This window comes from Rhodococcus sp. NPDC047139 (genome assembly GCF_040643435.1).
GTDB lineage: Bacteria > Actinomycetota > Actinomycetes > Mycobacteriales > Mycobacteriaceae > Rhodococcus.
The window spans coordinates 277,865-303,053 of record NZ_JBEYUH010000001.1 but is presented as its reverse complement, the minus strand read 5'-3'; the positions used below and the strand labels follow the sequence as shown (position 1 = coordinate 303,053).

20 protein-coding genes are annotated in these 25,189 nt (G+C 67.6%); 11 read left to right on the top strand and 9 right to left on the bottom strand.

Annotated features, from left to right (window positions below):
• Positions 1 to 112: 112 nt before the first annotated feature.
• Positions 113 to 1,075, top strand: a complete 963-nt coding sequence (locus ABZ789_RS01430; protein WP_358417840.1) for a sigma-70 family RNA polymerase sigma factor — start codon at positions 113 to 115, stop codon at positions 1,073 to 1,075.
• Positions 1,076 to 1,160: 85 nt separating this feature from the next.
• Here the strand turns inward: ABZ789_RS01430 and ABZ789_RS01425 are convergent, their stop codons facing one another.
• Together ABZ789_RS01425 and ABZ789_RS01420 are read right to left on the bottom strand one after the other, a co-directional pair.
• Positions 1,161 to 3,848 (bottom strand): GNAT family N-acetyltransferase, encoded by a 2,688-nt coding sequence (locus tag ABZ789_RS01425; protein ID WP_358418214.1) that lies wholly within the window; start codon positions 3,846 to 3,848, stop codon positions 1,161 to 1,163.
• Positions 3,849 to 3,903: 55 nt separating this feature from the next.
• The gene (locus ABZ789_RS01420; protein ID WP_358417838.1) at positions 3,904 to 5,175 is read right to left on the bottom strand and encodes an acetoin utilization protein AcuC; all 1,272 of its coding nucleotides are present in this window, start codon (positions 5,173 to 5,175) and stop codon (positions 3,904 to 3,906) included.
• A 104-nt stretch (positions 5,176 to 5,279) separates the two neighbouring features.
• On the opposite strand from ABZ789_RS01420, the gene ABZ789_RS01415 reads away from it, so the two are divergent.
• Together ABZ789_RS01415 and galE are read left to right on the top strand one after the other, a co-directional pair.
• Positions 5,280 to 5,966: an iron dependent repressor, metal binding and dimerization domain protein gene (locus ABZ789_RS01415; protein WP_358418211.1), complete on the top strand. Its 687-nt coding sequence runs from the start codon at positions 5,280 to 5,282 to the stop codon at positions 5,964 to 5,966.
• Between the two features lie 56 nt (positions 5,967 to 6,022).
• On the top strand, positions 6,023 to 7,015 hold the full coding sequence (galE, locus tag ABZ789_RS01410; protein WP_358417835.1) for a UDP-glucose 4-epimerase GalE: 993 nt from the start codon (positions 6,023 to 6,025) through the stop codon (positions 7,013 to 7,015).
• A 20-nt stretch (positions 7,016 to 7,035) separates the two neighbouring features.
• On the opposite strand, the gene ABZ789_RS01405 is transcribed toward galE, so the two are convergent.
• Positions 7,036 to 8,172 (bottom strand): DUF4192 domain-containing protein, encoded by a 1,137-nt coding sequence (locus ABZ789_RS01405; RefSeq protein ID WP_358417833.1) that lies wholly within the window; start codon positions 8,170 to 8,172, stop codon positions 7,036 to 7,038.
• 167 nt (positions 8,173 to 8,339) lie between these two features.
• Positions 8,340 to 9,074, bottom strand: coding sequence for a sensor domain-containing protein (locus tag ABZ789_RS01400; RefSeq protein ID WP_358417831.1), 735 nt, complete (start codon positions 9,072 to 9,074; stop codon positions 8,340 to 8,342).
• 145 nt (positions 9,075 to 9,219) lie between these two features.
• On the opposite strand from ABZ789_RS01400, the gene ABZ789_RS01395 reads away from it, so the two are divergent.
• From ABZ789_RS01395 to ABZ789_RS01380, 4 genes are all read left to right on the top strand, one after another.
• The gene (locus ABZ789_RS01395; RefSeq protein ID WP_358417828.1) at positions 9,220 to 10,242 is read left to right on the top strand and encodes a PAC2 family protein; all 1,023 of its coding nucleotides are present in this window, start codon (positions 9,220 to 9,222) and stop codon (positions 10,240 to 10,242) included.
• Positions 10,243 to 10,413: 171 nt separating this feature from the next.
• On the top strand, positions 10,414 to 11,451 hold the full coding sequence (locus ABZ789_RS01390) for an alpha/beta hydrolase (protein WP_358417826.1): 1,038 nt from the start codon (positions 10,414 to 10,416) through the stop codon (positions 11,449 to 11,451).
• Between the two features lie 41 nt (positions 11,452 to 11,492).
• On the top strand, positions 11,493 to 13,997 hold the full coding sequence (locus tag ABZ789_RS01385) for a DUF3516 domain-containing protein (RefSeq protein ID WP_358417823.1): 2,505 nt from the start codon (positions 11,493 to 11,495) through the stop codon (positions 13,995 to 13,997).
• A 42-nt stretch (positions 13,998 to 14,039) separates the two neighbouring features.
• Positions 14,040 to 14,792 (top strand): LysR family substrate-binding domain-containing protein, encoded by a 753-nt coding sequence (locus tag ABZ789_RS01380; protein ID WP_358417820.1) that lies wholly within the window; start codon positions 14,040 to 14,042, stop codon positions 14,790 to 14,792.
• 10 nt (positions 14,793 to 14,802) lie between these two features.
• Here ABZ789_RS01380 and ABZ789_RS01375 read toward each other — a convergent pair whose 3' ends face one another.
• Together ABZ789_RS01375 and ABZ789_RS01370 are read right to left on the bottom strand one after the other, a co-directional pair.
• Positions 14,803 to 15,732: a hydrogen peroxide-inducible genes activator gene (locus ABZ789_RS01375; RefSeq protein ID WP_358417818.1), complete on the bottom strand. Its 930-nt coding sequence runs from the start codon at positions 15,730 to 15,732 to the stop codon at positions 14,803 to 14,805.
• 79 nt (positions 15,733 to 15,811) lie between these two features.
• The gene (locus tag ABZ789_RS01370) at positions 15,812 to 16,528 is read right to left on the bottom strand and encodes a hypothetical protein (RefSeq protein WP_358417815.1); all 717 of its coding nucleotides are present in this window, start codon (positions 16,526 to 16,528) and stop codon (positions 15,812 to 15,814) included.
• 42 nt (positions 16,529 to 16,570) lie between these two features.
• On the opposite strand from ABZ789_RS01370, the gene ABZ789_RS01365 reads away from it, so the two are divergent.
• Positions 16,571 to 16,837, top strand: a complete 267-nt coding sequence (locus ABZ789_RS01365; RefSeq protein ID WP_358417813.1) for a hypothetical protein — start codon at positions 16,571 to 16,573, stop codon at positions 16,835 to 16,837.
• On the opposite strand, the gene ABZ789_RS01360 is transcribed toward ABZ789_RS01365, so the two are convergent.
• Positions 16,797 to 17,990 carry an aminotransferase class III-fold pyridoxal phosphate-dependent enzyme gene (locus ABZ789_RS01360; RefSeq protein ID WP_358418208.1) on the bottom strand — a complete coding sequence of 398 codons (1,194 nt, stop codon included), beginning with the start codon at positions 17,988 to 17,990 and terminating at the stop codon, positions 16,797 to 16,799. The genes ABZ789_RS01365 and ABZ789_RS01360 overlap by 41 nt on opposite strands.
• Before the next feature lie 125 nt (positions 17,991 to 18,115).
• Here ABZ789_RS01360 and ABZ789_RS01355 point away from each other — a divergent pair, with 125 nt between their 5' ends.
• Both ABZ789_RS01355 and hrpA read left to right on the top strand, forming a co-directional pair.
• Positions 18,116 to 19,066 carry a TIGR03621 family F420-dependent LLM class oxidoreductase gene (locus ABZ789_RS01355; protein WP_358417810.1) on the top strand — a complete coding sequence of 317 codons (951 nt, stop codon included), beginning with the start codon at positions 18,116 to 18,118 and terminating at the stop codon, positions 19,064 to 19,066.
• Positions 19,067 to 19,121: 55 nt separating this feature from the next.
• Entirely contained in the window at positions 19,122 to 23,015 is a 3,894-nt protein-coding gene (hrpA, locus tag ABZ789_RS01350; protein WP_358417807.1) for an ATP-dependent RNA helicase HrpA, read from the top strand.
• Between the two features lie 41 nt (positions 23,016 to 23,056).
• On the opposite strand, the gene nrdR is transcribed toward hrpA, so the two are convergent.
• Together nrdR and ABZ789_RS01340 are read right to left on the bottom strand one after the other, a co-directional pair.
• Entirely contained in the window at positions 23,057 to 23,527 is a 471-nt protein-coding gene (gene nrdR / locus ABZ789_RS01345; protein WP_358417804.1) for a transcriptional regulator NrdR, read from the bottom strand.
• Positions 23,528 to 23,722: 195 nt separating this feature from the next.
• Positions 23,723 to 24,259, bottom strand: a complete 537-nt coding sequence (locus ABZ789_RS01340; protein WP_358417801.1) for a LysM peptidoglycan-binding domain-containing protein — start codon at positions 24,257 to 24,259, stop codon at positions 23,723 to 23,725.
• Positions 24,260 to 24,476: 217 nt separating this feature from the next.
• Here ABZ789_RS01340 and lexA point away from each other — a divergent pair, with 217 nt between their 5' ends.
• The gene (gene lexA, locus ABZ789_RS01335) at positions 24,477 to 25,187 is read left to right on the top strand and encodes a transcriptional repressor LexA (protein WP_358417798.1); all 711 of its coding nucleotides are present in this window, start codon (positions 24,477 to 24,479) and stop codon (positions 25,185 to 25,187) included.
• Positions 25,188 to 25,189: the final 2 nt, after the last annotated feature.

Genomic DNA, 25,189 nt, shown 5'->3' with positions numbered 1-25,189 from the left:
GAGCTGATCGGGTTAGCGCAGGTCAGCGCGGTGGTACTCGCGGGTAGACGGGAACTCCACGGCTTCGCCGCTCGTTGAACCCCTTGAGACACCACCGATGAGGAGGCACGTCATGGCACGCCCCGAAACAACCGCTCGCAGCGATTCCGACCTCGACGGTCAGAGCCCCGCAGCCGATCTCGTTCGCGTATATCTGAACGGCATCGGACGGACTGCCCTGCTGACCGCAGCCGACGAGGTGGAGCTGGCCAAGCGGATCGAGGCCGGCCTGTATGCCAAGCACCTGCTCGAGACGAAGAAGCGCCTGTCCGCGGCGAAGAAGCGTGACCTCGCCACTATCGTCCGCGAAGGGCAGGCTGCTCGCAGTCACCTACTCGAGGCGAACCTCCGCCTCGTCGTCTCGCTGGCGAAGCGTTACACCGGGCGGGGCATGCCCCTGCTGGATCTCATCCAGGAAGGCAATCTCGGCCTGATCCGGGCGATGGAGAAGTTCGACTACGCGAAGGGCTTCAAGTTCTCGACCTACGCGACCTGGTGGATCCGTCAGGCCATCACCCGCGGCATGGCCGACCAGAGCCGCACCATCCGGCTCCCCGTCCACCTGGTCGAACAGGTCAACAAGCTCGCCCGCATCAAGCGCGAGCTGCACCAGCAGCTCGGCCGCGAGGCGACCGACGATGAACTCGCCGAAGAGTCCGGCATCCCCGTCGAGAAGATCGCGGACCTGCTCGACCACAGCCGCGACCCGGTGAGCCTCGACATGCCCGTAGGCAACGACGAGGAGGCTCCGCTCGGCGACTTCATCGAGGACGCCGAGGCGACCTCCGCCGAGACCGCCGTCATCGCCGGCCTTCTGCACAGCGACGTCCGCAGCGTGCTCGCCACGCTCGACGAGCGCGAACAGCAGGTCATCCGCTTGCGCTACGGACTCGACGACGGCCAGCCTCGCACCCTGGACCAGATCGGCAAGCTCTTCGGGTTGTCCCGTGAGCGGGTCCGCCAGATCGAGCGCGAAGTGATGGCGAAGCTCCGTGAAGGAGACCGCGCCGAGCGCCTTCGCGCCTACGCCAGCTGACCGGGCGCGTCAGCGGATCCGATCCCCGAGAACCGGGCTGGGTTCTCGGGGATCGTTGTGTCCGGGTCCTGTCCGTCGGCGTCCGTCAGCGCAACCTGCGCGGGCCGAGGTCCAGGGGGTGTGGTTCGGGGCCGATCCGAACGTGGGCGTCGGTGAGTTCGGCACCCAGCGCCGAGGCCAGCACCGGCTCGCACACCAGTTCTCGCACCTCGGGGAGATCGTCGGCGAGCGCCGAGATGCGCTGCACGAAGTCCACCAGTGCCGGCTTGTTCACCGGCGTGGCGTTCCGGTATCCGGACAGCAGGGGTGCAGCCTTCGGCGCGTCGATCAGCTCGACAGCCTCGTCCTCCGTCAGGGGAAGGACGCGATACGCCCGGTCGCCGAGGAGGTCGGAGATCACGCCTGCGAGACCGAACGAGATCAGCGAACCGAACGAGGGATCGTCCTGCACACGGATCGCGCAACCGATGCCCTTGTGCGCCATACGCTGCACGTGCAGCAACGGCTCCCCTGTCACCGCCGCCAGGTCGCGATAGGCGACTCGCACCGAGTCGGCGTCCACGAGATCGAGCCGGACGCCACTCAGGTCCGGCCGATGCCGCCATTGAGCGCCGGTGGCCTTGACCGCCACGGGGAAGCCGACCTCCTCGGCAGCCGCCACCGCTTCGTCCTCCGTCGTCACCGCGCGGAAATCGGCGATCTCCACCCCGTAGCAGGAGAGCAACAACGCCGCTTCGGTATCCGACAGGAATCGGCCGTCGGGAGTCGTCTCGAGCCAACCCTCGACGAGCGTGCGTGCGCGCTCGGGGTCGATGCCCGCGGGGCGAACGACCTGAGAGGGCGGACGACTCCGCCACTTCGCGTACCGCCATGCCCGCCCCAGGGCGAGCGCCGCTCGTTCCGGACCCGGATACGAGGGCACCGACCCGCGGACCGGCGTCCCGTCCGGTCCTCGGACCGCGAGCACGTCGGGAATACCCTCCGTCGCCAGGAAGGTGGTCACCACCGGCTTCTCCGAACCGGCTACCGCGTCGCGAAGTGCCTGAGCGTACGGCTGGACGTCCACGGCCACCGGCGGAACGAAGACGGCGATCACCGAATCGACTTCCGGCGATTCGAGTGCCCGCGCGACCGCCTCGGCGAACTCCTCGGGTGACGCCTGCGCGCCGAGATCCACTGCGTCCGGAGCCTGCAACCCTTGCCCGCGTGCGGCGTCGACGGCCAGAACCCCCAGAGCCGTGGAGTTACCCACCACCGCGACCCGCGGACCGGCGGGCAACGGCTGGTAGCCGAACAACAGCGCCGAGTCGAACAACTGACCGATGGATTCGACCTGCACGACACCCGCCTGCTCGAACAGGTACCGCACGATGGTGTCGTCCATCTCACCTGTTCGGGCGGCAAGCGCCGGAGGAACTGCATGACGGCCGCTCTTGACCGCGACGATGGGCTTGCTGCGCGCCACCCGGCGGGCGATACGCGAGAACTTGCGCGGGTTTCCGAAACTCTCCAGGTAGAGCAGCACCACCTCGGTCGCCGGGTCGGTGTCCCAGTACTGCAGCAGGTCGTTGCCGGAGAGGTCTGCGCGATTGCCCGCCGAGACGAAGGACGACAGGCCGACCCCGGTCTTGGCGGCCTCGTCCAGAATCGCGATGCCGAGCGCACCGGACTGGCAGAAGAACCCGACGTTGCCGGTGGCCGGCAGCACGGGTGCGAGGGTGGCGTTGAGCCGGATCGCGGGGTCGTTGTTGGCCACGCCGAGAGCGTTGGGTCCGATCAGGCGCATGCCGTGCGAGCGGGCAGCGAGGGCGAGCCTGCGCTCTGCGTCGCGGCCCTCCGGTCCGGTCTCGCCGAACCCCGACGAGACGACGAGCAGCGCCTTGACACCTTTGGCGAGACAGTCGTCGAGCACCGAATCGATCGACTCGGCCGGCACTGCGGCAATCGCCAGATCGATCTCGTCCGGGATGTCGCGGACGGTCGGGTACGCGCGGACACCCCGGACCGACCGGTTCTCGGCGTTGACCGGATAGACCGGTCCGGTGAACCCGCTGCGCAACATGTTCACGAGCACGGCGTTTCCCACCTTGCGGCTGTCGGTGGACGCGCCGATGACGGCAACGCTGCCGGGGCTCAGAATGTTGCGCACGCTGCGCGCCTCGGCGGCACGTTCGCGTGCGTTGCGCACCGAGACCAGCGCCTCGGTGGGGTCGATCGCGAACTCGAGCCGGACCACTCCCCCTTCGAAACTGCGGCTGACCTGGTAACCGGCTTCCCGGAACACCGTGATCATGTGCCGGTTCTCGGCGAGAACCTCGGCGACGAAGGTGTGCAGTCCGTTTTCGGCGGCTGCTCCGGCGAGGTGCTCGAGCAGGATCGGACCGAGACCGCGCCCCTGGTGGGCGTCGGCGACGGTGAAGGCCACTTCCGCGGAGAGTCCGTCACCTTCGTTCGGCAGCCCTTCGTACCGCCCGACCGCGATGATCTCGTCGCCGAGCACCGCGACGAACGCCACGCGGGAGTGGTGGTCGACCACGGTGAAGTTGAACAGGTCCTTCTTCGAGATCGTCGGATACGGGCCGAAGTACCGCAGATAACGGGTGCGTTCGGACAATTTGCTGTGGAAGGCGAGGATCCTGTCGGCGTCCTCGGGAACGATGGGGCGCAAGTGGACTACACCGCCGTCGGAGGCCAGTACGTCGGCGACCCAGTGCCGCGGATAGTCCCGCGCCCGGGCCAGGGCCCGCTCGCGAGCCGGATCGGTCTCCCCCACCGCCGTCGTGCCCTGCACAGGATCGGAACTCGATCCCGCCGCGGGGTTGTGCTGTTCAGTCACGCGGGTCCTCCGGGTCCAGGCCGAGCAGCGGGAACGCCGCGCGCCTCGTGGCGATGATCGCGGAATCGATGCGGGTCAGTGCACGGTCGAGAGACGAGATCCCCGTCTCCGGCGTGCCGCCGGGACCGTCCCACGGCAGGTACGACACGTCGGAGTCCTCTCCCATGTCGTCGGGCAGTTCGACGCTCGGGGCGAGTGCGCCGACGCGTTCGCGCCAGTCCGCCGGAATCGGTGTCTTCAGGTCGATCTCGCGATCCAGTGCTGCCGCGATCAGATGCGTCCACGCGCGCGGGACCACCCGCACGAGGCCGTATCCGCCGCCACCGACAGCGAGCCAGCGACCTTCGCAGTAGCGATCGGCCAGATCCCGCATGGCCAGATACGACGCACGCTGACCGTCGACGGTGAGCGAGAGGTCGGCGAGGGGGTCCTCGCGGTGACTGTCGGCTCCGCACTGACTGATGAGGATCTGTGGGCGGAACGCAGCGATCGCTCCCGGCACGACGGCGTGGAAGGCGCGCAACCACAGCGAGTCCACGGTGCCCGGCAGCACCGGGAGGTTGATCGCAGTGCCCTCCGCCGGACCCGATCCGATCTCGCTGGACCACCCGGTGTTGGGCCACAACGTCGCCGGATGCTGGTGCAAGGAGATGGTGAGGACCCGGGGATCGCCGAGGAAGGCGTGCTGCACCCCGTCCCCGTGGTGGGCGTCCACATCGATGTACGCGATGCGGTCGTAGCCGTGGTCGAGCAGCCACGAGATCGCGATGGCGGCATCGTTGTAGACACAGAATCCGGCGGCCCAGTCTGCCATCGCGTGGTGCATGCCGCCGCCGATGCTCACGGCGCGGCGAGCTCGGCCGCTCGCGATCTCACGCGCGGCCGCGAGGGTTCCTCCGGCGAGGGTCGCGCTGGCTTCGTGCATGCGGGGGAAGATCGGATTGTCCTCGGTACCGAGGCCGTGGGGAGCATCGGCCGGAGGTGACGTGCCCTCGGGCGCGGAGCCCGCACGTTTGACCGCGTCGACATAGGAGGCTGTGTGGATGCGCAGCAGGTCGCCGTCCTCGGCAGGGGACGGGCGCAACGTTTCGACGCCCTCGAGGAGACCGAGACTGCGGGAGAGCGCCATCGTGAGATCGAGACGCGTGGGATTCATCGGATGTGTCGAACCCCACCGGTAATCGAGGTAGTCGGGGCTCCATACCACTATCCGATCGCCGCTCAGCTGTGTCGTACCGCCCGCCGCGGTAGAGCTCGTGGTCATGGACACAGACGCTACTGGTCCGCCCACGGACATGCGAGCCTCCCGGGCCGCCCCCGCTGCCCTGTTCGCACGGTTAGAATCGGCCCAGACGAAGGGGTGTGAGAGTGAAGGACCTGGTCGATACGACGGAGATGTATCTCCGGACCATCTACGACTTGGAAGAGGAAGGCGTGGTGCCGCTGCGCGCGCGCATTGCCGAGCGTCTCGAGCAGAGCGGACCCACGGTGAGCCAGACCGTCGCTCGGATGGAGCGTGACGGCCTGCTCCGAGTTGCCGGCGACCGGCACCTGCAGCTTACGGAGAAGGGCCGCGACCTCGCGGTTTCCGTCATGCGTAAGCATCGGCTCGCAGAGCGGCTCCTCGTCGACGTGATCGGTCTCGACTGGGAGAACGTGCACGCCGAGGCGTGCCGCTGGGAACACGTCATGAGCGAGGAAGTCGAGCGCCGCCTGGTCGAGGTGCTCAACAACCCGACGACCTCCCCCTACGGCAACCCGATCCCGGGTCTGGCCCAGCTGGGCCTGGACCGCACGGCGGTCGTCGACGAGAAGCTGGTGCGGTTGACGGAGATCCCGCCCGGCCGCCCGACCGCCGTGGTGGTCCGCAGGCTCGCGGAGTACGTGCAGTCCGACCCGGAGATCATCGCCCGGCTACGTGAGGCCGGTGTCGTACCGGACGCGCGGGTTACAGTCGAGACGCGACCGGGCTCGGTGTCGATCACCGTGGCCGGTCACGACAGCTTCGAGCTTTCCGACGAGATGGCCCACGCCGTGCAGGTGAAGCAGGTCTGACGCAGACCCCTTTTTCGCATGTCCGGCACGGGCATGCGAAAAAGGGGATTCCCACCGTGAGACTTCTTGTGACCGGCGGCGCCGGATATGTGGGCAGCGTGTGCACGACCGTGCTGCTCGAACGTGGCCATGACGTCGTGGTCGTGGACGATCTGTCCACCGGCAACGCCGATGCGGTCCCATCGGGTGCCGATTTCGTCGAGGGCGACATCGCGGTCGTCGCCGGCGAGCTCCTCTCCGGAACCGGCCCGCGCTTCGACGGCGTTCTCCACTTCGGTGCACAATCGCTGGTCGGCGAGTCGGTGGAGTTCCCCGAGAAGTACTGGCAGGGCAACGTGGTGACCACCCTCGCTCTGCTCGAGGCCATGCGCCGCGCGGGCACGCCGCGATTGGTCTTCTCCTCCACCGCCGCTACCTACGGCGAGCCCGACAGCGTGCCCATCACCGAAGATGCGCCCACACGACCCACCAACCCCTACGGTGCGTCGAAACTCGCCATCGACCACGCGATCTCCTCGTACGCGCATGCTCACGGTCTCGCGGCGACGAGCCTGCGCTACTTCAACGTCGCCGGCGCCTACGGAGGAGCCGGGGAGAACCGTGTTGTCGAGACACACCTGATTCCCCTGGTGCTGCAGGTCGCTCTCGGTGTGCGCGATCATATTTCCGTCTTCGGCACCGACTATCCCACCAAGGACGGCACCGCGGTACGTGACTACATCCACGTCAAGGACCTCGCCGACGCCCACCTGCTGGCGCTGACCAAGTCCGAGTCCGGACGTCACGACATCTACAACCTCGGGAGCGGCGAAGGTTTCACCGTCCGCGAGGTGATCTCGGCGTGCGAACGTGTCACCGGACTGCCGATCGCCGCGGTCGACGCACCGCGCCGTGCCGGAGACCCCGCCGTCCTCATCGCCTCGAGCAGTCGCGCCATCGCCGAACTCGGGTGGAACCCCCAGCACACCGATCTCGACGGGATCGTCTCCGACGCATGGGAGTTCACCCGAGGACTCGGCGACCGGCTGCATGCCGCACGCCGTAGCTGAGCGCGTTTCGCAACTCGGTGTCAGGACTGCTCGTCGCCACGCGGTAGCACCAGCCCCAACCGGACCGCGATCTCGTGGCCCGTCTCGGCGAGCCCGCGGATCGCCTCCGGCCGCAGGCCTGCCTGCAACGCTTGGTCGAGGAGATCCGAAAGTCTGTGGCGGGGATCGGATTCGAGGGCCGCAGCGAGCGCGACACCCGCGAGTGGGCCGTCTCCCCGCACATAGGCACCGAAACCGACGAGAGCTGCGGCGTCGGCGCGTTCGGGATCGGGCAGTGCTCGCGCGAGTTCGGCCCACAGGCGCTCTGCCGACCGCGCGAGCGGACCGGTGGCGAGCCCCATGACCGCGTCCCGGACCGTCCGGTTGGCGAGCAGCACCGCGAGTTCGGCGAAATCGGAGGCGGTCGGATCGGCCCCCTCCGCGTAGGCCTCGATGTGCGCGAGCACCGTCTCGAGTTCGAGACGATCGGCGCGTTCGCCACCACCGTCCCGGGCGCAGCGCTCGTACTCGCGGTCGCGCGTTTCGACGACTTCGTCGATGCAACGCGCGACCTCCTGCCGCACCGCGGGCGGGTACGGGGCGAGCAGCGCCTCGAGTTCCCTGCGGGAAGCGCGGATCGGGCTTCCTTCGAACACCCGTGCCGCAGCGACCACCGAGGACCCGGGGTCGGCCACACTGCCGGAGAATTCCTGGCCGGGAACGAACCAGGTTGCTCCCCCGGATATCTCGGGAAGTGCGTAGACACCCGCCAGTTCGATTCCGACGGCGTCGAGATGATCGGCGAAATCGTCGACGAGCCTGCACACCTCGGCAACGGCCGGATCGTCCCGATCCGTGAGGCTTTCGTCCACGAGAACGGCCACCACGGATTCGGCACCCTCACGAGCACCTACGGCACAGAACCGCCGGAACGCCGCCCGCATGAGTTCGGGTACCGGTTCCCCCGCCCGCGGCAGGACGAGGTCGTGTCGCATCACCGCACCGATCGTCGCCACCTTCCCACCGGGCCTGGTCGGGGCGTCGCCGGTCGGCGTCAGACACATCACGACGATCGAGTGCGCCGGCGGGAATCCCATCAGCGCGGGCAGTGCAGCGATCACCTCACCGACATCGCCGAGACGGAGTGGATGCGAGGAAGAGGGTGTGGAAGTTGTCATGCTCGCACCGTGGTCTACGACTCGGACCTCGAAGCCGGTCACGACGGGGATCCACGGTCATCTGGGGATGAACCCACGGCGTGTGGACAAACCTGCCGCGGGAGACCGGAAACCCACACGGCCGACCACGCAAGTCGGAGCGCGCTGTTAAGCTGCCCCACCGCCCGTCAGGGCTGTGCGGCGTACTCGACGGCCTCCCGGAACACACGGTCCAGGTTCGCGGCATCGGGAGGTGCCGAATCGAAGGACATGTAGGTGACCGTCACACGCACATCCTCGATCTGCGCGACGCGCGTGGTCATCGATTGGGTCACGCTCCCCGGCCCCTGTCCGGAACGGACCGTCCGGGTCAGGGCCAGCGTCTCGGCGGCGCCGACGGGTGGGGCGGGATCGTCCTCGAGGACGGTCTCCACGGTGGAGGTGACCCCACGCACGGTGGCTTCCACACGCGAGCATTCCGTCAGGTACGTCCGATAATCGGCGAGGGTCTGTGCCGACCGGGCGACCTCGACGCTGATCGTGGCACGACTCCGGTTGTTCGTGCCGACCACCATGGCCGTTCCGCCGGAACCGTAGTCCTGGGCCGGTGGCAGGCAGCCGCCCGGGTCCACTTTCGAGCCGGGATGGATACCGGTCAGGTCGGGCGCGGCCTGCGCTACCGCCTCCGGCGGGAGGACCACCGCGACGTACTGCGCGGGCAGCCGCTCCGGCGGGAGCAGTAGTTCCACCGGTGGTCGGCTCGCCGGCCCGGCAGCGGACGTCGTCGCTGCCGGCGCCGAGGCCGGCCGGGGGTCACCGGAGACGGTGCTCGAACAGGCGGGTGCGAACACCAGACACGCAATGACCACCACGCACCGACCCGCCCGTGTACGGCGGCCCGGACGAGCTTCACGTCGGGTCACCCGCACCTCCGTTGGTCGTCGACGTCGGCACGGTGTGCACCCGGATTCGGCCGTCGTGGCGTCAATTAGACTCGAACACCACCATGCCACGTCGGGTGGCCCCGGCGGAGATGCCGAGTCGAAGCGTGATCGGAGTGGTTCGCAGATGGACGAGCAGTCCCGAATGTACGAGTTGGAGTTCCCCGCTCCTCAGCTCACCTCGCCGGACGGCGAGGGACCGGTGCTCGTGCACGGTCTCGAAGGGTTCGCCGACGCAGGTCACGCGGTGCGCCTGGCGACCACGCACCTGCGCGAGAACCTCGAGACCGAGCTTGTGGCGTCGTTCGCCGTCGACGAGTTGATCGACTACCGGTCGCGGCGTCCTCTCATGACGTTCAAGGCCGACCATTTCTCGGACTATGCGGAGCCCGAACTGAATCTGTACGCGCTCATCGACGAAGCGGGCACTCCTTTCCTGTTGCTCGCGGGCGCCGAACCGGATCTGAGATGGGAGCGTTTCATCACCGCGGTCCGGTTGCTCGCCGAGCAGTTCGGCGTGCGCCGGACGATCGGTCTCAATGCCATCCCCATGGCAATCCCACACACCCGGCCGCTGGCCGTCACCGCGCACTCGACGAACAAGGACCTGATCGCGGGGCACCACCGCTGGTCGGGCGAACTGCAGGTTCCCGCCGGGGTGTCGTCCCTGCTCGAATACCGGATGGGGCAGCACGGGCACGAGTCGGTGGGCTTCTCGGTGCACGTCCCGCACTACCTCGCTCAGACCGACTATCCGGCGGCTGCGGAGACATTGCTGACGAATCTCGCCGAGGTCGGTGGACTCGACCTCCCGTTGCGGGCGCTCGGTGAGGCCGCCGCCCGCGTCCGCGAGCAGATCGACGAGCACATCGAGGACAACGCAGAGGTCCTCGGGGTGGTGCACGCGCTCGAACGGCAGTACGACAGCTACGTGGCCGCCCAGGAACAACAGACCTCTCCCCTGCCCTCCGACGAGAGTCTGCCGACCGGCGAGGAGATCGGAGCGGAGTTCGAACGCTTCCTCGCCGAGTACGACCGGCGCGGCACCGATACCGACGACGATCTTCCGGAGCCGGGCGACAGCAATCCCGGCGACGAGCGACCGGGCGGATTCGACACGGACGAGGGAGACGACTCCGCACCGCGCTGAGCCCCCAACGGGCCCGCCGGATGTTTCATGAACGTCACAATCGTCGTTGTCGACGTCACATACAGGCGGTACGCTTCGGCGACATGCAAGAGTGGTAGTTTATCCGGCCTTGCCCGAAGGCCGGAGCGACCGGCTACCGCCACGCGCTCACCGACGTCGCAGGAGACGCTCATGGTTCCACCGCGCGCCCGGACGCTTCGCCCGGTTCCGGACAACGAACCCCGGATCGTATTCCGCACCATCCACGGCTACCGACGCGCTTTCCGCCTGGCCGGCAGCGGTCCTGCCCTCTTGCTCGTCCACGGCATCGGTGACGACTCCTCGACCTGGCAGGACGTCATCCCGCACCTGGCGGAGAAGTACACCGTGATCGCGCCCGACCTGCTCGGTCACGGCCGGTCCGACAAGCCGCGCGCCGACTACTCGGTCGCGGCCTACGCGAACGGCATGCGCGATCTCCTGTCGGTCCTGGGAGTCGAGTCGGTCACCGTGATCGGTCATTCGCTCGGCGGCGGCGTGGCCATGCAGTTCGCCTATCAGTTCCCCCGTATGGTCGACCGTCTGGTGCTCGTCGCGTCGGGAGGGGTCACCAAGGAGGTCCACCCGGCACTGCGCCTGATCTCGGTGCCGATCATCAGCGAGGCTCTCAGGATCCTGCGACTTCCCGGAGCGATGCCGGCCCTCCGTGCCGCGGGGGTCGTGCTGAACCGGGTCAACGCGTCTCCGCTGCGGCCGGGCGCATTGCTTCACGACACCTCGGATCTGGTCCGCGTGCTGGGAAATCTGCCGGATCCCACGGCCTACGAGGCGTATCTGCGCACCCTGCGGGCCGTGGTGGACTGGCGTGGGCAGGTCGTGACCATGCTCGACCGCTGCTACCTGACGGAGAATCTGCCCGTTCAGTTGATCTGGGGTGATCACGACAGCGTTATTCCGATCGCGCACGGCTATCTCGCCCATTCGGCCATGCCGGGCTCGCGCCTCGAGATCTTCCGGGGCGCAGGCCATTTCCCGTTCCGCGACGACCCGCTCCGATTCCTGCAGGTGGTCGAGAACTTCCTCGAGACCACCGCTCCACTCGAATTCGACGAGGACCGCTGGAGAAGACTGCTCATGTCCGGCGTGAGCGAATCGCAGATCACCGGTGGCCCGGAGACCCGCATGGCCGTGTTGGGCGCGATGGGTTCCGACGAACGCAGCGCCACGTGACCGGCGCGGGCGGTCGCACAGCGGCCGACTAGCCTGGAGAAGTGCTGCTTCCGGACCTGATACCCGACCCCGTCGACGACGACGCACTGTTCGACGCGTTCACCACCTGGACGACGGATCGGGGTATCACACTCTATCCGGCCCAGGAAGAAGCACTCATGGAACTCGTGGCCGGCTCCAACGTCATCCTTGCCACACCCACCGGCTCCGGAAAGTCGATGGTGGCCCTCGGTGCGCACTTCTTCGCCCTCGCCTCCGGCAAGCGAACCTTCTATACAGCGCCGATCAAAGCGCTCGTCAGCGAGAAGTTCTTCGCCCTGTGCGACGTCTTCGGGGCCGCCAAGGTCGGCATGATGACCGGTGACGCGTCGGTCAACTCGGGTGCACCGATCATCTGCGCCACCGCGGAAATCGTCGCGAACCTCGCCCTCCGCGAGGGCGCGGAGTCGGACATCGGGCAGGTGGTGATGGACGAATTCCACTTCTACTCCGAACCCGACCGGGGCTGGGCCTGGCAGGTGCCGCTGATCGAACTGCCGCACGCCCAGTTCCTGCTCATGTCGGCCACTCTCGGCGACGTGTCCTTCCTGCAGAAGGACCTCACCCGTCGCACCGGCCGGCCCACCGTGGAGGTCTCCGGTTCCGAACGTCCGGTTCCGTTGACGTTCTCCTATTCGCAGTCCCCGATCGGGGAGGCCATCGAAGAGCTCGTCACCACCCACCAGGCACCGGTCTACGTCGTGCATTTCACCCAGGCAGCGGCTCTCGAGCGCGCCCAAGCACTCACCAGCGTGAACATGTGCACGAAGGCGGAGAAGGAAGCCATCGCCTCCGCCCTGGGCGGTTTCCGGTTCTCGACCGGATTCGGGAAGACTCTCTCGCGCCTCGTCCGGCACGGCATCGGCGTCCACCACGCGGGCATGCTGCCCAAATACCGCCGCCTGATCGAGAAGCTCGCCCAGGACGGATTGCTGAAGGTGATCTGCGGAACCGACACGCTCGGAGTCGGGATCAACGTTCCCATCCGCACCGTGCTGCTCACCGGACTCACGAAGTTCGACGGAACCCGGACCCGTCAGCTCAAGGCCCGCGAGTTCCACCAGATCGCGGGGCGAGCGGGGCGCGCCGGATTCGACACGATGGGCACCGTGGTCGTGCAGGCTCCCGAGCACGAGATCGAGAACGTACGAGCTCTGGCCAAGGCCGGAGACGACCCGAAGAAGCGCCGGAAGGTGCAGCGCAAGAAACCTCCCGAGGGCTTCGTGTCGTGGGGTGAGGGGACCTTCGAGAAACTGATCGCGGCCTCTCCCGAACCGTTGCAGTCGCGCTTCTCGGTGAGCAATTCGATGCTGCTCAACGTCATCGCCCGGCCCGGCAACTGTTTCGACGCGATGCGACATCTGCTCGAGGACAACCACGAACCGCGGCCTGCGCAGCGGAAGCACATCCTCAAGGCGATCTCGCTGTATCGGGGCCTGTTGCAGGCCGGTGTCGTGCAACAACTCGACGAACCGGACGAGTTCGGCCGCACCGCCCGGCTCACGGTCGACCTGCAACGCGACTTCGCGTTGAACCAGCCGTTGTCGCCGTTCGCGCTCGCCGCGATCGAACTCCTCGACATCGACTCACCCGGCTACGCCCTCGATGTGGTGTCGGTGATCGAGTCGACGCTCGACGATCCGCGACAGGTGCTCATGGCGCAGCAGCATGCCGCGCGAGGAGAGGCTGTCGCGCAGATGAAGGCCGACGGTATCGAGTACGACGAGCGCATGGAACTGCTCGAGGAGATCACCTGGCCCAAGCCGCTCGTCGACATCCTCGAACCGGCCTTCGAGACCTATCGCTCTGGACACCCCTGGGTGTCGGAGTTTCCGCTCTCGCCGAAATCTGTGGTGCGCGACATGATCGAACGCGCCATGACCTTCTCCGAGCTCGTCTCGCACTACGGGCTCGCCCGCTCCGAGGGGCTCGTCCTGCGGTATCTCGCGGATGCCTACCGGGCCCTGCGGCAGACGGTGCCGGATGTCGCCCGGACCGAGGAACTCGACGACATCACCGAATGGCTCGGGGAACTCATCCGGCAGGTCGACTCGTCCCTGCTCGACGAATGGGAATCGTTGACCCAACCCGGCGCCGAAGCCGACGGGCAGCAGATCGCCTTCGGCACCGATACCCCGCGTCCCCTGTCCGCCAACGAGCGCGCATTTCGCGTCATGGTCCGCAATGCGATGTTCAAGCGGGTCGAACTCGCCGCACGCAGACGCTGGGACGAGCTCGCCACGCTCGGGGACGGGCTCGAAGCCGAGGACTGGGAGGACCTGCTCGAGCTGTACTTCGAGGAGTACGACGAGATCGGCACCGGTCCCGATGCGCGTGGCCCGATGCTGTTCTCCGTCGAGACCGGGCCGGAACTGTGGCGGGTACGGCAGACTCTGCACGACCCCCAGGGCGACCACGGCTGGGCGCTGGTCGGCGAGGTGAATCTCGCAGAGTCCGATGCGGCGGGTGAAGTGGTCTTCGACGAGTTCGAGATCGTCGAGGGCTGATTCGCTGCAGGGCCGGAGCATCAGGGGCGGTAGCCTGGCTCGGTGAGCGAACCGACCGTGCAGCCCTTCCGCCTGGCCTACGTTCCGGGAGTAACCCCCGCGAAGTGGGTGCGGGTGTGGAACGAGCGGATGCCGGAAGTACCGATCGAACTGGTTGCCGTCGAGCCGACGGCCGGGGCGGATCCGCTGCGGGAGGATGCAGCCGATATCGCGCTGCTTCGCCTGCCGCTGCAGCGGGACGGCCTGTCGGTGATCCCGCTCTACACCGAGGTCTCCGTCGTGGTGGTGCCCAAGGAACATGCGATCGCGGCGGTGGACGAGGTGTCCGTCGCCGATCTCGCCGACGAGACGGTCCTGCATCCTCTCGACGACGTTCTGGATTGGGCCGCGTTGCCCGGCGAGGCCGCCTTCGAACGTCCCGAAACCACCGAGCAGGCCGTGTCCCACGTCGCGTCGGAGGTGGGCATACTCGTCACCCCGCAATCGCTCGCACGCCTGCATCACCGACGGGACCTGACCTATCGGCCCGTCGTCGACGCACCGGCTTCCCAGGTGGGTCTCGTCTGGATCGCCGACCGGACGACCGAACTGGTCGACGAGTTCGTCGGCATCGTTCGAGGACGGACGGCGAACAGTTCGCGGGGACGTCGCGAGGAATCCGACCCCGAGGCCGGAAGCGCCTCACGGCGCGGGGAACGAAAAGGTTCGGCTCCGAAGAAGCGGACACCGGAAGGGGGGACCGCCCGTCGAGGCGGCCCGAAGCGAACCGGTCGGCCGCGGCGCGGGCGCCGGTGAGCTCGGACCGTCAGGAGACCGGCCGGCAGGCCGGGGGGACGCAACCGCGGATAGTCTCCGCGAGGATGTGATAGTCCACGCCGCGAGGTGACGACGAGCGGAACACCAGACCGATCCGGCGGCCCGGTGCCGGATGCGCGAAGTGCGCGACATCGAGGTCGCCTCGTGCGGTTTCGACGGCGACGGCGGAGGCGGGAACGAGCGTGACCCCCAATCTCCCTGCCACGCAACGCACCACAGTGGACAGAGAGGTCGCGCGAGTGTCGCCGAGCGCGGGCCGCGCGTCGGCGGACCGGCACAGATCGAGTGTCTGGTCCCGTAGGCAATGCCCCTCGTCGAGAAGCAGCAACCGGGCATCACCGAGCGTCGAGACCGTCATGTCCGTGCGCCCGGCCAACTCGTGTCCGGCCGGGAGGACGAGAACGAAATCTTCTTCGTACAAAGGAACTTCGATCAACCCCGACACGTCGGTGGGCAAGGCGAGCACAGCTACGTCCAGGGTTCCGGCACGTAACGCATCGATCAGCCGGGCCGTCTGATCCTCGACGACCTGCAGCGCCAGCGTCGGCATCGTCTCGTCGAGCGCAGGCAGCACTTCGGGAAGCACGTACGGCGCGACGGTGGGAATCAACCCCACGCGCAACGGACCCGACAATCCGTCCGACACGCCCGCCGCCGCGTCGACGAAGCCGTCGGCGGCGTCGAGCACCACCTCTGCGTAAGGAAGCAGGCGCGCTCCCGAAGGGGTCACGAGTACGCGCCGGGTGCTCCGCTCGATGAGTTGGATCCCGAGGCCGTTCTCGAGGGCCGCCAGAGCTTGCGACAGCGTCGGCTGGCTGACCTCGAGGCGCGCTGCGGCCGTGCCGAAGTGGCGGTAGGTGGCCACTGCCACGAAGGCACGCAGCTGCGACAGGGTGGGCTGGTAACTCTGATCGGTCACGCCTATCAGTGTAGAGCTACCTATCGATTTTACCTTTCATAACTACCGAGGAGGTGTTCATCACTTCCGCGAGGAGTACTCACTGCGCGAGTGCGGCGCCTGTGGCCCGGCCCGCAGCGAGATCGGCCTCGTCGAGCACGACCTCGATCTCACCGCCGAACTCCACGCCCGGCGCGAGCGGAAGCCGATCTCCACTCCAGAAACGTCCCGGGTCGTACCAGTTGCTCCCCCTGTGTCGTTGCCGCAGCAACCCCATCTCCTCCATCGTCAACCCGACGACTTCCGCGCAGTACGCACTCTCGAGCCCCCCGGACGGAAGAGTGGATCGGCGACGACGCGGAAGCCGACCGGCGAACCACCGCCCCGTGAGCTTCGTCGTCGACGGGAACGGAGTCCCGTCCAACCGCGCGATGGTACGAAGCAGCTGATCCTCCTGCTGCGGTGTGACCGCCACCGAGATCTGCCGCAACCAGCCCCGCTGACCGTAACGCGCCCCCCAGACCTGCACCGCACTACGCAGATCGTGCAACTGGACGCCGCGTTGGTGCCGACCGGTCCACATGTCCGGCAGCGTCCGGCCCAATTCGGCGTGCCACATCAGCGGCGGCAGGTCGGCGAGCGCCACCGTCATCCCCACATGATTCACCGGCGCATTCGTCAACGTCCGGACCGCACGGTCCGCCGGCGTCGGACCTCTGAAGATCCAGATGTCGCCGGTACGGGTCGTCGCCACCGCCTCGTCGAGCGTGAGACGCGAACGCGCGCCGACGGTCCGGGCTCCCGAGGAAGTGTCCATGCCGTCAGCCTGCCACGTCTGCCGGGCGCTAGGGTCGTTCGCATGGCGCTGCGCGGTGGCAAGTGGTGGAAACTCGTCGGACTCGCCGGGCTCGTGGGTGTCGCAACGACGGGCGTGGTCGCCGCGCGCAACGAAAGACAGCGGCGGCACTACAGCCCCGACGAAGTACGCGCGGTCTTGCACGAGCGCTACGCACGGTCCCTCGCTGCACGTGACGGCAGCGCCGAGCTGGATCTCGCCGAAGTTCCCCTCGGGCCGAAGGAACGTATCAGCCGAGCGCTGCGGCGATTCCGGCAGCGAGCTCGGTGATCTGCTCGTCGGTCATCACGAACGCCGGCGAGATCTGCATCGCCCCCTGACCTGCGGCGCGTCCCGCGATTCCGTGTTGCCGCAGCGTCTTGACGAATTCGGCGGCTTCGGAGGGATCCGCGAGCTGTACTGCTGCCACCGCCCCGACACCGCTGCGCACCTCGGCCACCCGCGGGTGCGCCGCGAGGGGGGCGAGCTTCTCGTGGAGCGTCCTCTCGATCCGCGCTGCCTCGGCCAGCAGGTTCTCCCGCTCGAGGATGTCGAGGTTCGCGAGGGCGGCCGCCGCGGCAGCGGCATGACCGCCGTAGGTGTATCCGTGACGCCACCACACTCCACCGGCGAAGAACGGCTCGGCGACCTGCGGAGCGACGAACAACGCACCCATCGGCAGGTAGCCGGAGGTCATTCCCTTGGCGGTGGTGACCATGTCGGGACGCAGGTCGAACCGGGACGAGGCGAACCACGAACCGCCGATACGCCCGAATCCGGTGATCACTTCGTCGACGACGAACAGGATGTCGTGGTCGCGGCAGATGTCGCGGACTTCGGCGAGATAGCCCTCCGGCGGCAGGTACACCCCGCCCGCACCGATGACGGGCTCGCAGAAGAACGCCGCGATACTGTCGGCGCCCACGGCGTCGATCAGCTCGAGCAGCGCCTTGGCCTCGTCCCACGGAACCAGCGCGGTGTCGTCCCACAACCGGCCGTAACCCTCGCCGTTGGCGGGGAGGCCGGCGAGTGAGGTGCCACCGACATGCATGCCGTGGTAGGCCTTCTCACGCGAGACCAGCAGGCGTTTGTCCGGCTTGCCGACCTCCTGCCAGTAGCGGCGCGCGAGCTTTGCCGCCGAGTCCACCGAGTCCGATCCACCCGACGTGAAGAAGATCTTGCTGCCTGGCACGGGAGCGAGGGCTGCGAGCCGTTCGGCCAGTTCCACCGCGGGTTCGGAGGTGAGGTCGCCGAAATTCGAGTAGTGGGCAAGCTTGGCGACCTGCGCCGCGATCGCTTCGCCGATCTCCGTGCGGCCGTGGCCGACGTTGGCAAACCACAGCCCGGCGGTGGCGTCGAGGTAGCGATTACCGGCGTCGTCCCAGATGTATACGCCTTCTCCGCGCGCGACGACGAACGCACCGTCCCGTTCGATCGCGCCCATATCGGAGAATCCGTGCCACAACGCACCCACGACCCACTCCCGTCCACGACCGATCACGACATCCGCCATGGTATGCGGGCGAGACGGCCCTGGCGCCGAGACCGTGCGCCCGTCACCCTGGTCCCATGAACGATTTCCGCTTCTCCGTCAACATCTTCGAAGTCGGGTCTGCGGAGTCCTTCACCCGCTACTGCCGCGAGGTGGAGCAGGCCGGATACGCCGCGCTGTACGCGGCCGACCACCTCGGTGTCCCCGCTCCGTTCCCGGTCCTGGTGGCCGCCGCGGCGGCCACCGAGCGGCTGAGGGTGGGCACGTTGGTGCTCAACGCCGGCTTCTGGAATCCGGCTCTGCTCGCTCGCGAGATCGCGACGACCGACGTGCTCACGGGCGGTCGCCTCGAGGTCGGCCTGGGCGCGGGGCACATGAAGTGGGAGTTCGAGGCCGCCGGGATCGCATGGGAGCCTTTCGATGTGCGCGCGGACCGACTCGAGGCGACCGTGCTGGAACTGCGGCGCTCGTTCACCGAGCCCGCCTACGCCGAGCAGGCCGGGATGCGCGAGGCATTCGGTCTTCCAGCGCTCGGCCCGGTGCAGCGCCGCGGATTCGGCGGGCACGGCCCCCCGCTGATCGTCGGGGGCACCGGCAACCGGATCCTCGAGATTGCCGCGGCCCACGCGGACGTGGTGAGTGTCGCGGGTGTCTTCCAGATAGCCGGAAGGCCGCCGGGAACATTCCGCATCGCCACCGCGGCCGAGACCGACGAGCGTGTCGCCTTCGCGCGATCGCGGGCGGCGGAGCGCGTAGACGACATCGAGTGGCATACCTTGCTCCAGGCGGTCGTCGAGACGGACGACCGGGCGGCGACCGCCGCCGAACTCGCCGCCCGGTTCGATCGATCGATCGGCGCCGAGGATCTTCTCGACTCTCCGTTCGTGCTGATCGGCACGGTGGACGAGATGGCGCATCAGCTCGTGCACAGTCGGGACCGATACGGATTCACCCATTTCACCGTCCACGCCCCGTACAGGGAACTGTTCTCCGACGTGATCGCACGGGTACGCGCCCTGACGAGCTGAATTGCCGGGGCCGACAGCTCACCGGCCCGGCGTTTCGCTAGGCTGTCTGATCAGCATGTCCATCTCCCCCGCCCCGAATCGCCGCGAACTGCGCGCGGCACTGTCCGAGGTCTCGCTCCGCGACGAGAACCGGCTCCGCCGGCGCCTCGACCGGGCACGGGGAGCGGACGCCCTCGCAGACATCGCTGCAGAGATCGAGAACGCACGCGAGCGACTCGCCGCACGGGCAGCAACCGTCCCGGCGATCCGCTATCCCGACGACCTTCCCGTCTCCCAGCGCAAGGACGACATCGCCGCCGCGATCCGCGAGCACCAGGTCGTGGTGGTCGCCGGCGAGACCGGGTCGGGCAAGACGACGCAGATCCCGAAGATCTGCCTCGAACTGGGACGAGGGGTACGTGGCCTGATCGGCCACACCCAGCCGCGGCGCATCGCTGCTCGCGCCGTCGCCGAGCGCCTCGCAGAAGAACTGGACACCGAACTCGGCGCCGCCGTGGGCTACACCGTGCGGTTCACCGATCAGGTGACCGATTCGACCGTGGTCAAGCTCATGACCGACGGCATCCTCCTCGCCGAGATCCAACGCGACCGGTTGCTACGGCAGTACGACACCATCATCATCGACGAGGCACACGAACGCAGCCTCAACATCGACTTCCTGCTGGGCTACCTCGCTCAGTTGCTTCCACGTCGCCCCGACCTGAAGGTGATCATCACCTCGGCGACGATCGATCCGGAACGCTTCGCGCGGCATTTCGCCGCGGCCGACGGGACACCCGCACCCATTGTGGAGGTCTCCGGCCGCACCTATCCCGTCGAAGTCCGCTACCGTCCCCTGACCGTCGAGGCCGGAGACGGCCTGATCGACCGTGATCCCGTCGACGCGGTCTGCGAGGCCGTCGAAGAATTGCAGGGCGAGGGCGACGGCGACATCCTCGTCTTCCTCTCCGGCGAACGCGAGATCCGGGATACCGCCGACGCGCTCCGCGACCGCAAACTCCGCAATACCGAGATACTCCCGCTCTACGGCCGGTTGTCGGCCGCCGAGCAGCACCGGGTCTTCGCGCCGCACACGGGGCGGCGGGTGGTGCTGTCCACCAACGTCGCCGAGACGTCATTGACCGTCCCCGGGATCCGCTACGTCGTCGACCCCGGGACCGCCCGCATCTCGCGGTATTCGGTACGGACGAAGGTGCAGCGACTGCCGATCGAACCGATCTCGCAGGCCTCGGCGCGTCAGCGCGCCGGGCGGTGCGGTCGCGTCGCAGATGGCATCTGCATCCGCCTGTATTCGGAGGAGGACTTCGACAGTCGACCGGAGTTCACCGAACCGGAGATCCTGCGCACCAACCTCGCATCGGTCGTCCTGCAGATGACCGCGCTCGGCCTCGGCGATATCGAAGCATTCCCGTTCGTGGAAGCACCGGATCCCCGCGCGATCCGCGACGGTATCGCCCTGCTCGAAGAACTCGGTGCTCTCGAGCCCGCGAAGACAGGCGAGGGCCCGCGCCTGACCGCGACGGGTCGCGAGATCGCCCGGCTGCCCGTCGATCCGCGGATGGCCCGCATGATCGTCGAGGGCCATCGCAACGGGTGTCTGCGCGAAGTGCTCATCATCGTCTCGGCGCTGTCGATCCAGGACGTACGAGAACGCCCCGCCGAGTTCCAGCAGGCCGCAGACGAGAAGCATGCACGCTTCGCCGTGGAGGGTTCGGACTTCCTGGCCTTCCTCCGCTTGTGGGACTACCTGAAGGAAGAGCGTAAGACCCTCTCGTCGAGCCGGTTCCGCAAACTGTGCCGCGACGAGTTCCTGCACTGGTTGCGGATCCGTGAATGGCAGGACCTCCAGGGGCAACTCCGCCAGATCACCCTCACGATGGGGTGGGAAACGCACCACCGCGAGGTGGACCCCGACGACATCCACAAGTCGCTACTCGCCGGACTGCTCTCCCACATCGGCCTGCGCGAAGGCGACAAGCGCGACTTCCTCGGAGCCCGCGGCGCACGTTTCGCCGTCTTCCCCGGGTCGTCGCTGTTCAAGAAGCCTCCGCGTTGGGTCATGGCGGCCGAACTCGTGGAAACCTCGCGCCTTTGGGCGCGAATGGTCGCACGCATCGAACCCGAATGGGTCGAGAAACTCGCCCCGCACCTCGTCAAGCGCACCTACTCGGAGCCGCACTGGTCGACGCGCCGCGAATCGGCCATGGCGTACGAGCGCGTCACCCTGTACGGCATCCCCCTCGTCGCGCAACGACCGGTCCCCTACGGTCGCATCGACCCCGAGGTCTCCCGCGAACTGTTCATCCGGCATGCACTGGTCCAGGGCGAGTGGCGGACTCGGCACAAGTTCTTCCACGACAACCGCGCTCTGCTCGACGACGTGGAGGAGCTCGAACACCGGGCGCGGCGCCGCGACATCGTCGTCGACGACGAGACCCTGTTCGACTTCTACGACCAGCGGATCGGCCCTGAAGTCGTATCTGCCCGGCACTTCGACACCTGGTGGAAGAAGACCCGCCGCACGCAGCCGGACCTGCTGACGTTCACCCCGGAGAACGTCGTCAACCGCGATGCCGCATCGGTGCTCGAGGGCGACTACCCGGATGCCTGGCGCCAAGGCGAGATCCAGTTCCCTCTCACCTACCAGTTCGAGCCCGGAACGGAGGAGGACGGCGTCACCGCGCGCGTCCCCGTCGCGCTGCTCGCCAACCTCAAAGCCGTCGGTTTCGACTGGCTCGTCCCCGGCATGCGGACCGAACTCGTGACCGCCCTCATCAAGACGTTACCCAAACATATACGGCGACAGGTGGTTCCGGCACCCGACTTCGCTGCAGCGGCGCTGGCGTCGGTGACTCCGCGGTCCGAACCCCTCGTCAATGCGATGGCTCGCGAACTGTCGCGTCTGGGCAGGTGCACGATCGAGCCGTCGGATTTCGATCCCGCCGCGCTGCCCGACCACCTGAGAATGACCTTCGCGGCGGTCGACGAACGGGGCACCGTGCTCGGCCGCAGCAAGAGCCTCACCGCACTCCGGAAGAAGCTGGCCCCGCGGGTCGAGGCAGAAGTCTCGCGTGCGGCCGCGGGCACCGAGCGTCCCGCAGCCCTGGTGTGGACGGCCGAAACGCTCGGAAACCTCTCGCCCACCGTCACCCGGGAGGTCGCCGGACGGAAGGTCACCGGCTATCCCGCACTGGTGGCCGAAGACGGCGGTGTGGCGGTACGCGTGCTGAGCACACCGCAGGCACAGCAGAATGCGACCCGCCACGGCCTACGCGCCTTGCTCCTCGCATCGGCGCCGACGAAGTCCAAGGCCGTGACCTCGGGGCTGAACAACATGGAACGGCTCGCGCTCGGACGGAATCCGGACGGTTCGTTCGAGGCTCTCATCGAGGACTGCCGGGCCTGCGCAGTGGACGACATCGTTGCCGCGCACGGCGCTCCGGTGCGGACGCCCGACGAGTTCGAGCGACTGGCCGCCACCGTACGGTCACAACTACCCGGACGCGTCGCCCGACTGCTGAAGGCGATCGTGCCTGTACTCTCGCGCGCCCACGAAGTGGGAATCCTGCTCGATCGCATGAGCGGTGAAGCAGCCGACGACGTGCGCGAACAACTGAAGTCGCTGTTGTTCGCCGGGTTCGTTACCGAACTGGGTTCGCGTCGGATCGCCGATCTTCCGCGCTATCTTTCCGCGGCCGCTCAGCGCCTGGAGGCGTTGCCGGCCAGTGCACATCGCGACGCCACCGGAATGGATGTGCTCGATCGCGTCTACGGTGCCTACGACAAACTGCTCGCGCGTCTGCCGGAAGAGCGACGCACCGCGACCGAGGTGATCGAAATCTACTGGATGATCGAGGAATTGCGCGTGAGCCTGTTCGCGCAAGGACTCGGGACCCGAATTCCGGTCTCGGAGAAGCGCGTACTGAAAGCCATCGAGGCGATCAGGTAAGGATCCGGATCACCCCTCGGCGGCGACCCCGACCGCGACGTTCAGTCGTCCTCGGGGGTCCTGGACTTCTGATGTTCGCGCAGTTCGTGGATCTCGCGTTCGAAGTCCTCCGCCGAACTGAAAGAGCGGTAGACCGACGCGAAGCGCAGGTAGGCGACCTCGTCGAGATCGCGCAGGGGACCGAGGATCGCCAACCCCACCTCGTGGCTCGGGATCTCGGGAGAGCCCTTCGCCCGCACCGCATCCTCCACCTGCTGCGCCAGCTTGTTGAGCGCGTCGTTGTCGACGTCGCGGCCCTGGCAGGCGCGGGCCACCCCGCGCACGACCTTCTCACGGCTGAACGGTTCGGTCACGCCGCTGCGCTTGACCACAGACAGCACAGCCGTCTCGACGGTGCTGAAACGGCGCCCACATTCGGGGCACGCACGTCGGCGACGAATCGCGGCACCCTCGTCTGCCTCACGCGAATCGACCACCCGAGAGTCGGGGTGGCGGCAATACGGGCAGTACATCTCGGTTCCTTCGTCGCGCCCGTGAGGGTCGCGGCGTCGGCGGCGAAGCGACGCCTCCGGACCGGAACCGTCTCCACTCGCGAGTGGGCCGACACCGCCGCAACCACACGGTGTGGTGTGACTGACAGTGTTAGACAATACCCGGCTGTCCGATTCGGGCGCGGGTGGAGGGTCGGCGTGGGTCATGGCGCACCGTCATCCCCGAACGGGATCCGGTACCAGCAGACGGCTTCCGGCTCGCGCACCGGAAGCGCCCAGCGAGTTGAGTTCGGCGATCCTCGCCACCGTGACATCGACCGGGACGTCCGGATGCAGCCGAAAGGCCAATGCCTCGAGGGTCTCCCCCTCCTGCACGACTGCTACGGCGGTGCCGGCACTCTGCGAGATCACCTCTCCGGTCCGGACGTGAGCCAGCACGAGAAGCAGAGTGGTCGCGACCGCGGTGAGAAATATCGTGGCGGCCATCTGCCGCCAGGTCGTGCCTCCGGCACGACTGCGACCACGTGGGGCCACCGTCGACCGGCGATGAAGCGGCTCCCGGGACGAAGCGGCGACGCGCTGCCTCGTGCGCGCCGGAACACGAGCGGGACCAGGCAGCGAGGTCGCGGCGATCGGCCGGATGCCGCGGGTGACCCGGCCGCCGGTGCCCGTCGCCGCGACCCGCACTGCCGGGCCGACTCGAACTGCCACACCCGCCGGAATTGCCGTATCGATCCGAACCGCTCTGCTCATCGGAATCCTCCGTGTCGCTGTGCGTGGTCTGAAACCCGCCGAACACTCGATCACTTGTTCGAACGAAAGTCTGTTCGAATGTTCTATCACGAGTCACGCCCGTCGTCAGCCCCCATCGCAGGTGAATCTCGAACATCTGTTTGATATACGCGCGGGATCTCGATAGATTCGAAAGACAACTTGCAACCCATCCGACACTCGCCGCACGGAGGTCACGATGAAGGCGGACGCAGCATCCACAGCCCGCCGTGGCGGACCCACGACCGACGACCCCGCCGCGGGTCTCACCGAGCGTCAGCGACGCGTTCTCGAGGTCATCCGCGATTCCGTCAGCGAACGCGGTTACCCGCCGAGCATCCGCGAGATCGGCGACGCGGTCGGGCTCAACTCGACGTCGTCCGTCGCACACCAGTTGCGCACGCTCGAACGCAAGGGATTCTTGCGCCGGGATCCGAATCGCCCCCGCGCCGTGGACGTACGCGGCCTCGAGCCGTCCCCTGCGGGCGAGACGTCACCCGAGGTGGTTGCCACTTCCTCCGCCGACGAAATCCCTTCCGCAGCAATGGTTCCCGTTGTGGGCCGGATCGCAGCCGGCGGTCCGATCCTAGCCGAGGAAGCGGTCGAGGACGTCTTCCCCCTTCCCCGCGAACTCGTCGGCCAGGGCTCGTTGTTCCTGCTCAAGGTCGTCGGTGAATCGATGATCGAGGCCGCGATCTGCGACGGCGACTGGGTGGTCGTCCGGCAGCAGAATGTCGCAGACAACGGCGACATCGTCGCTGCGATGCTCGACGGCGAGGCCACGGTCAAGACGTTCAAGCGGGTCGACGGCGACGTCTGGCTCATGCCGCACAACCCGATGTTCGAACCGATCCCGGGCAACGACGCAGTCATCCTGGGGAAGGTCGTCACGGTGGTCCGCAAGATCTGATC

Coding starts and splice junctions, on each gene's coding strand:
- ABZ789_RS01420 (WP_358417838.1), bottom strand. CDS start 5,175: ATGACCACGAGCTCTACCGCGGCGGGCGGTACGACACAGCTGAGCGGC.
- ABZ789_RS01340 (WP_358417801.1), bottom strand. CDS start 24,259: ATGAGCAGAGCGGTTCGGATCGATACGGCAATTCCGGCGGGTGTGGCA.
- nrdR (WP_358417804.1), bottom strand. CDS start 23,527: ATGTACTGCCCGTATTGCCGCCACCCCGACTCTCGGGTGGTCGATTCG.
- ABZ789_RS01370 (WP_358417815.1), bottom strand. CDS start 16,528: ATGGACACTTCCTCGGGAGCCCGGACCGTCGGCGCGCGTTCGCGTCTC.
- lexA (WP_358417798.1), top strand. CDS start 24,477: ATGAAGGCGGACGCAGCATCCACAGCCCGCCGTGGCGGACCCACGACC.
- ABZ789_RS01365 (WP_358417813.1), top strand. CDS start 16,571: ATGGCGCTGCGCGGTGGCAAGTGGTGGAAACTCGTCGGACTCGCCGGG.
- ABZ789_RS01355 (WP_358417810.1), top strand. CDS start 18,116: ATGAACGATTTCCGCTTCTCCGTCAACATCTTCGAAGTCGGGTCTGCG.
- ABZ789_RS01405 (WP_358417833.1), bottom strand. CDS start 8,172: ATGACAACTTCCACACCCTCTTCCTCGCATCCACTCCGTCTCGGCGAT.
- ABZ789_RS01360 (WP_358418208.1), bottom strand. CDS start 17,990: ATGGGCGCGATCGAACGGGACGGTGCGTTCGTCGTCGCGCGCGGAGAA.
- ABZ789_RS01430 (WP_358417840.1), top strand. CDS start 113: ATGGCACGCCCCGAAACAACCGCTCGCAGCGATTCCGACCTCGACGGT.
- ABZ789_RS01395 (WP_358417828.1), top strand. CDS start 9,220: ATGGACGAGCAGTCCCGAATGTACGAGTTGGAGTTCCCCGCTCCTCAG.
- ABZ789_RS01390 (WP_358417826.1), top strand. CDS start 10,414: ATGGTTCCACCGCGCGCCCGGACGCTTCGCCCGGTTCCGGACAACGAA.
- hrpA (WP_358417807.1), top strand. CDS start 19,122: ATGTCCATCTCCCCCGCCCCGAATCGCCGCGAACTGCGCGCGGCACTG.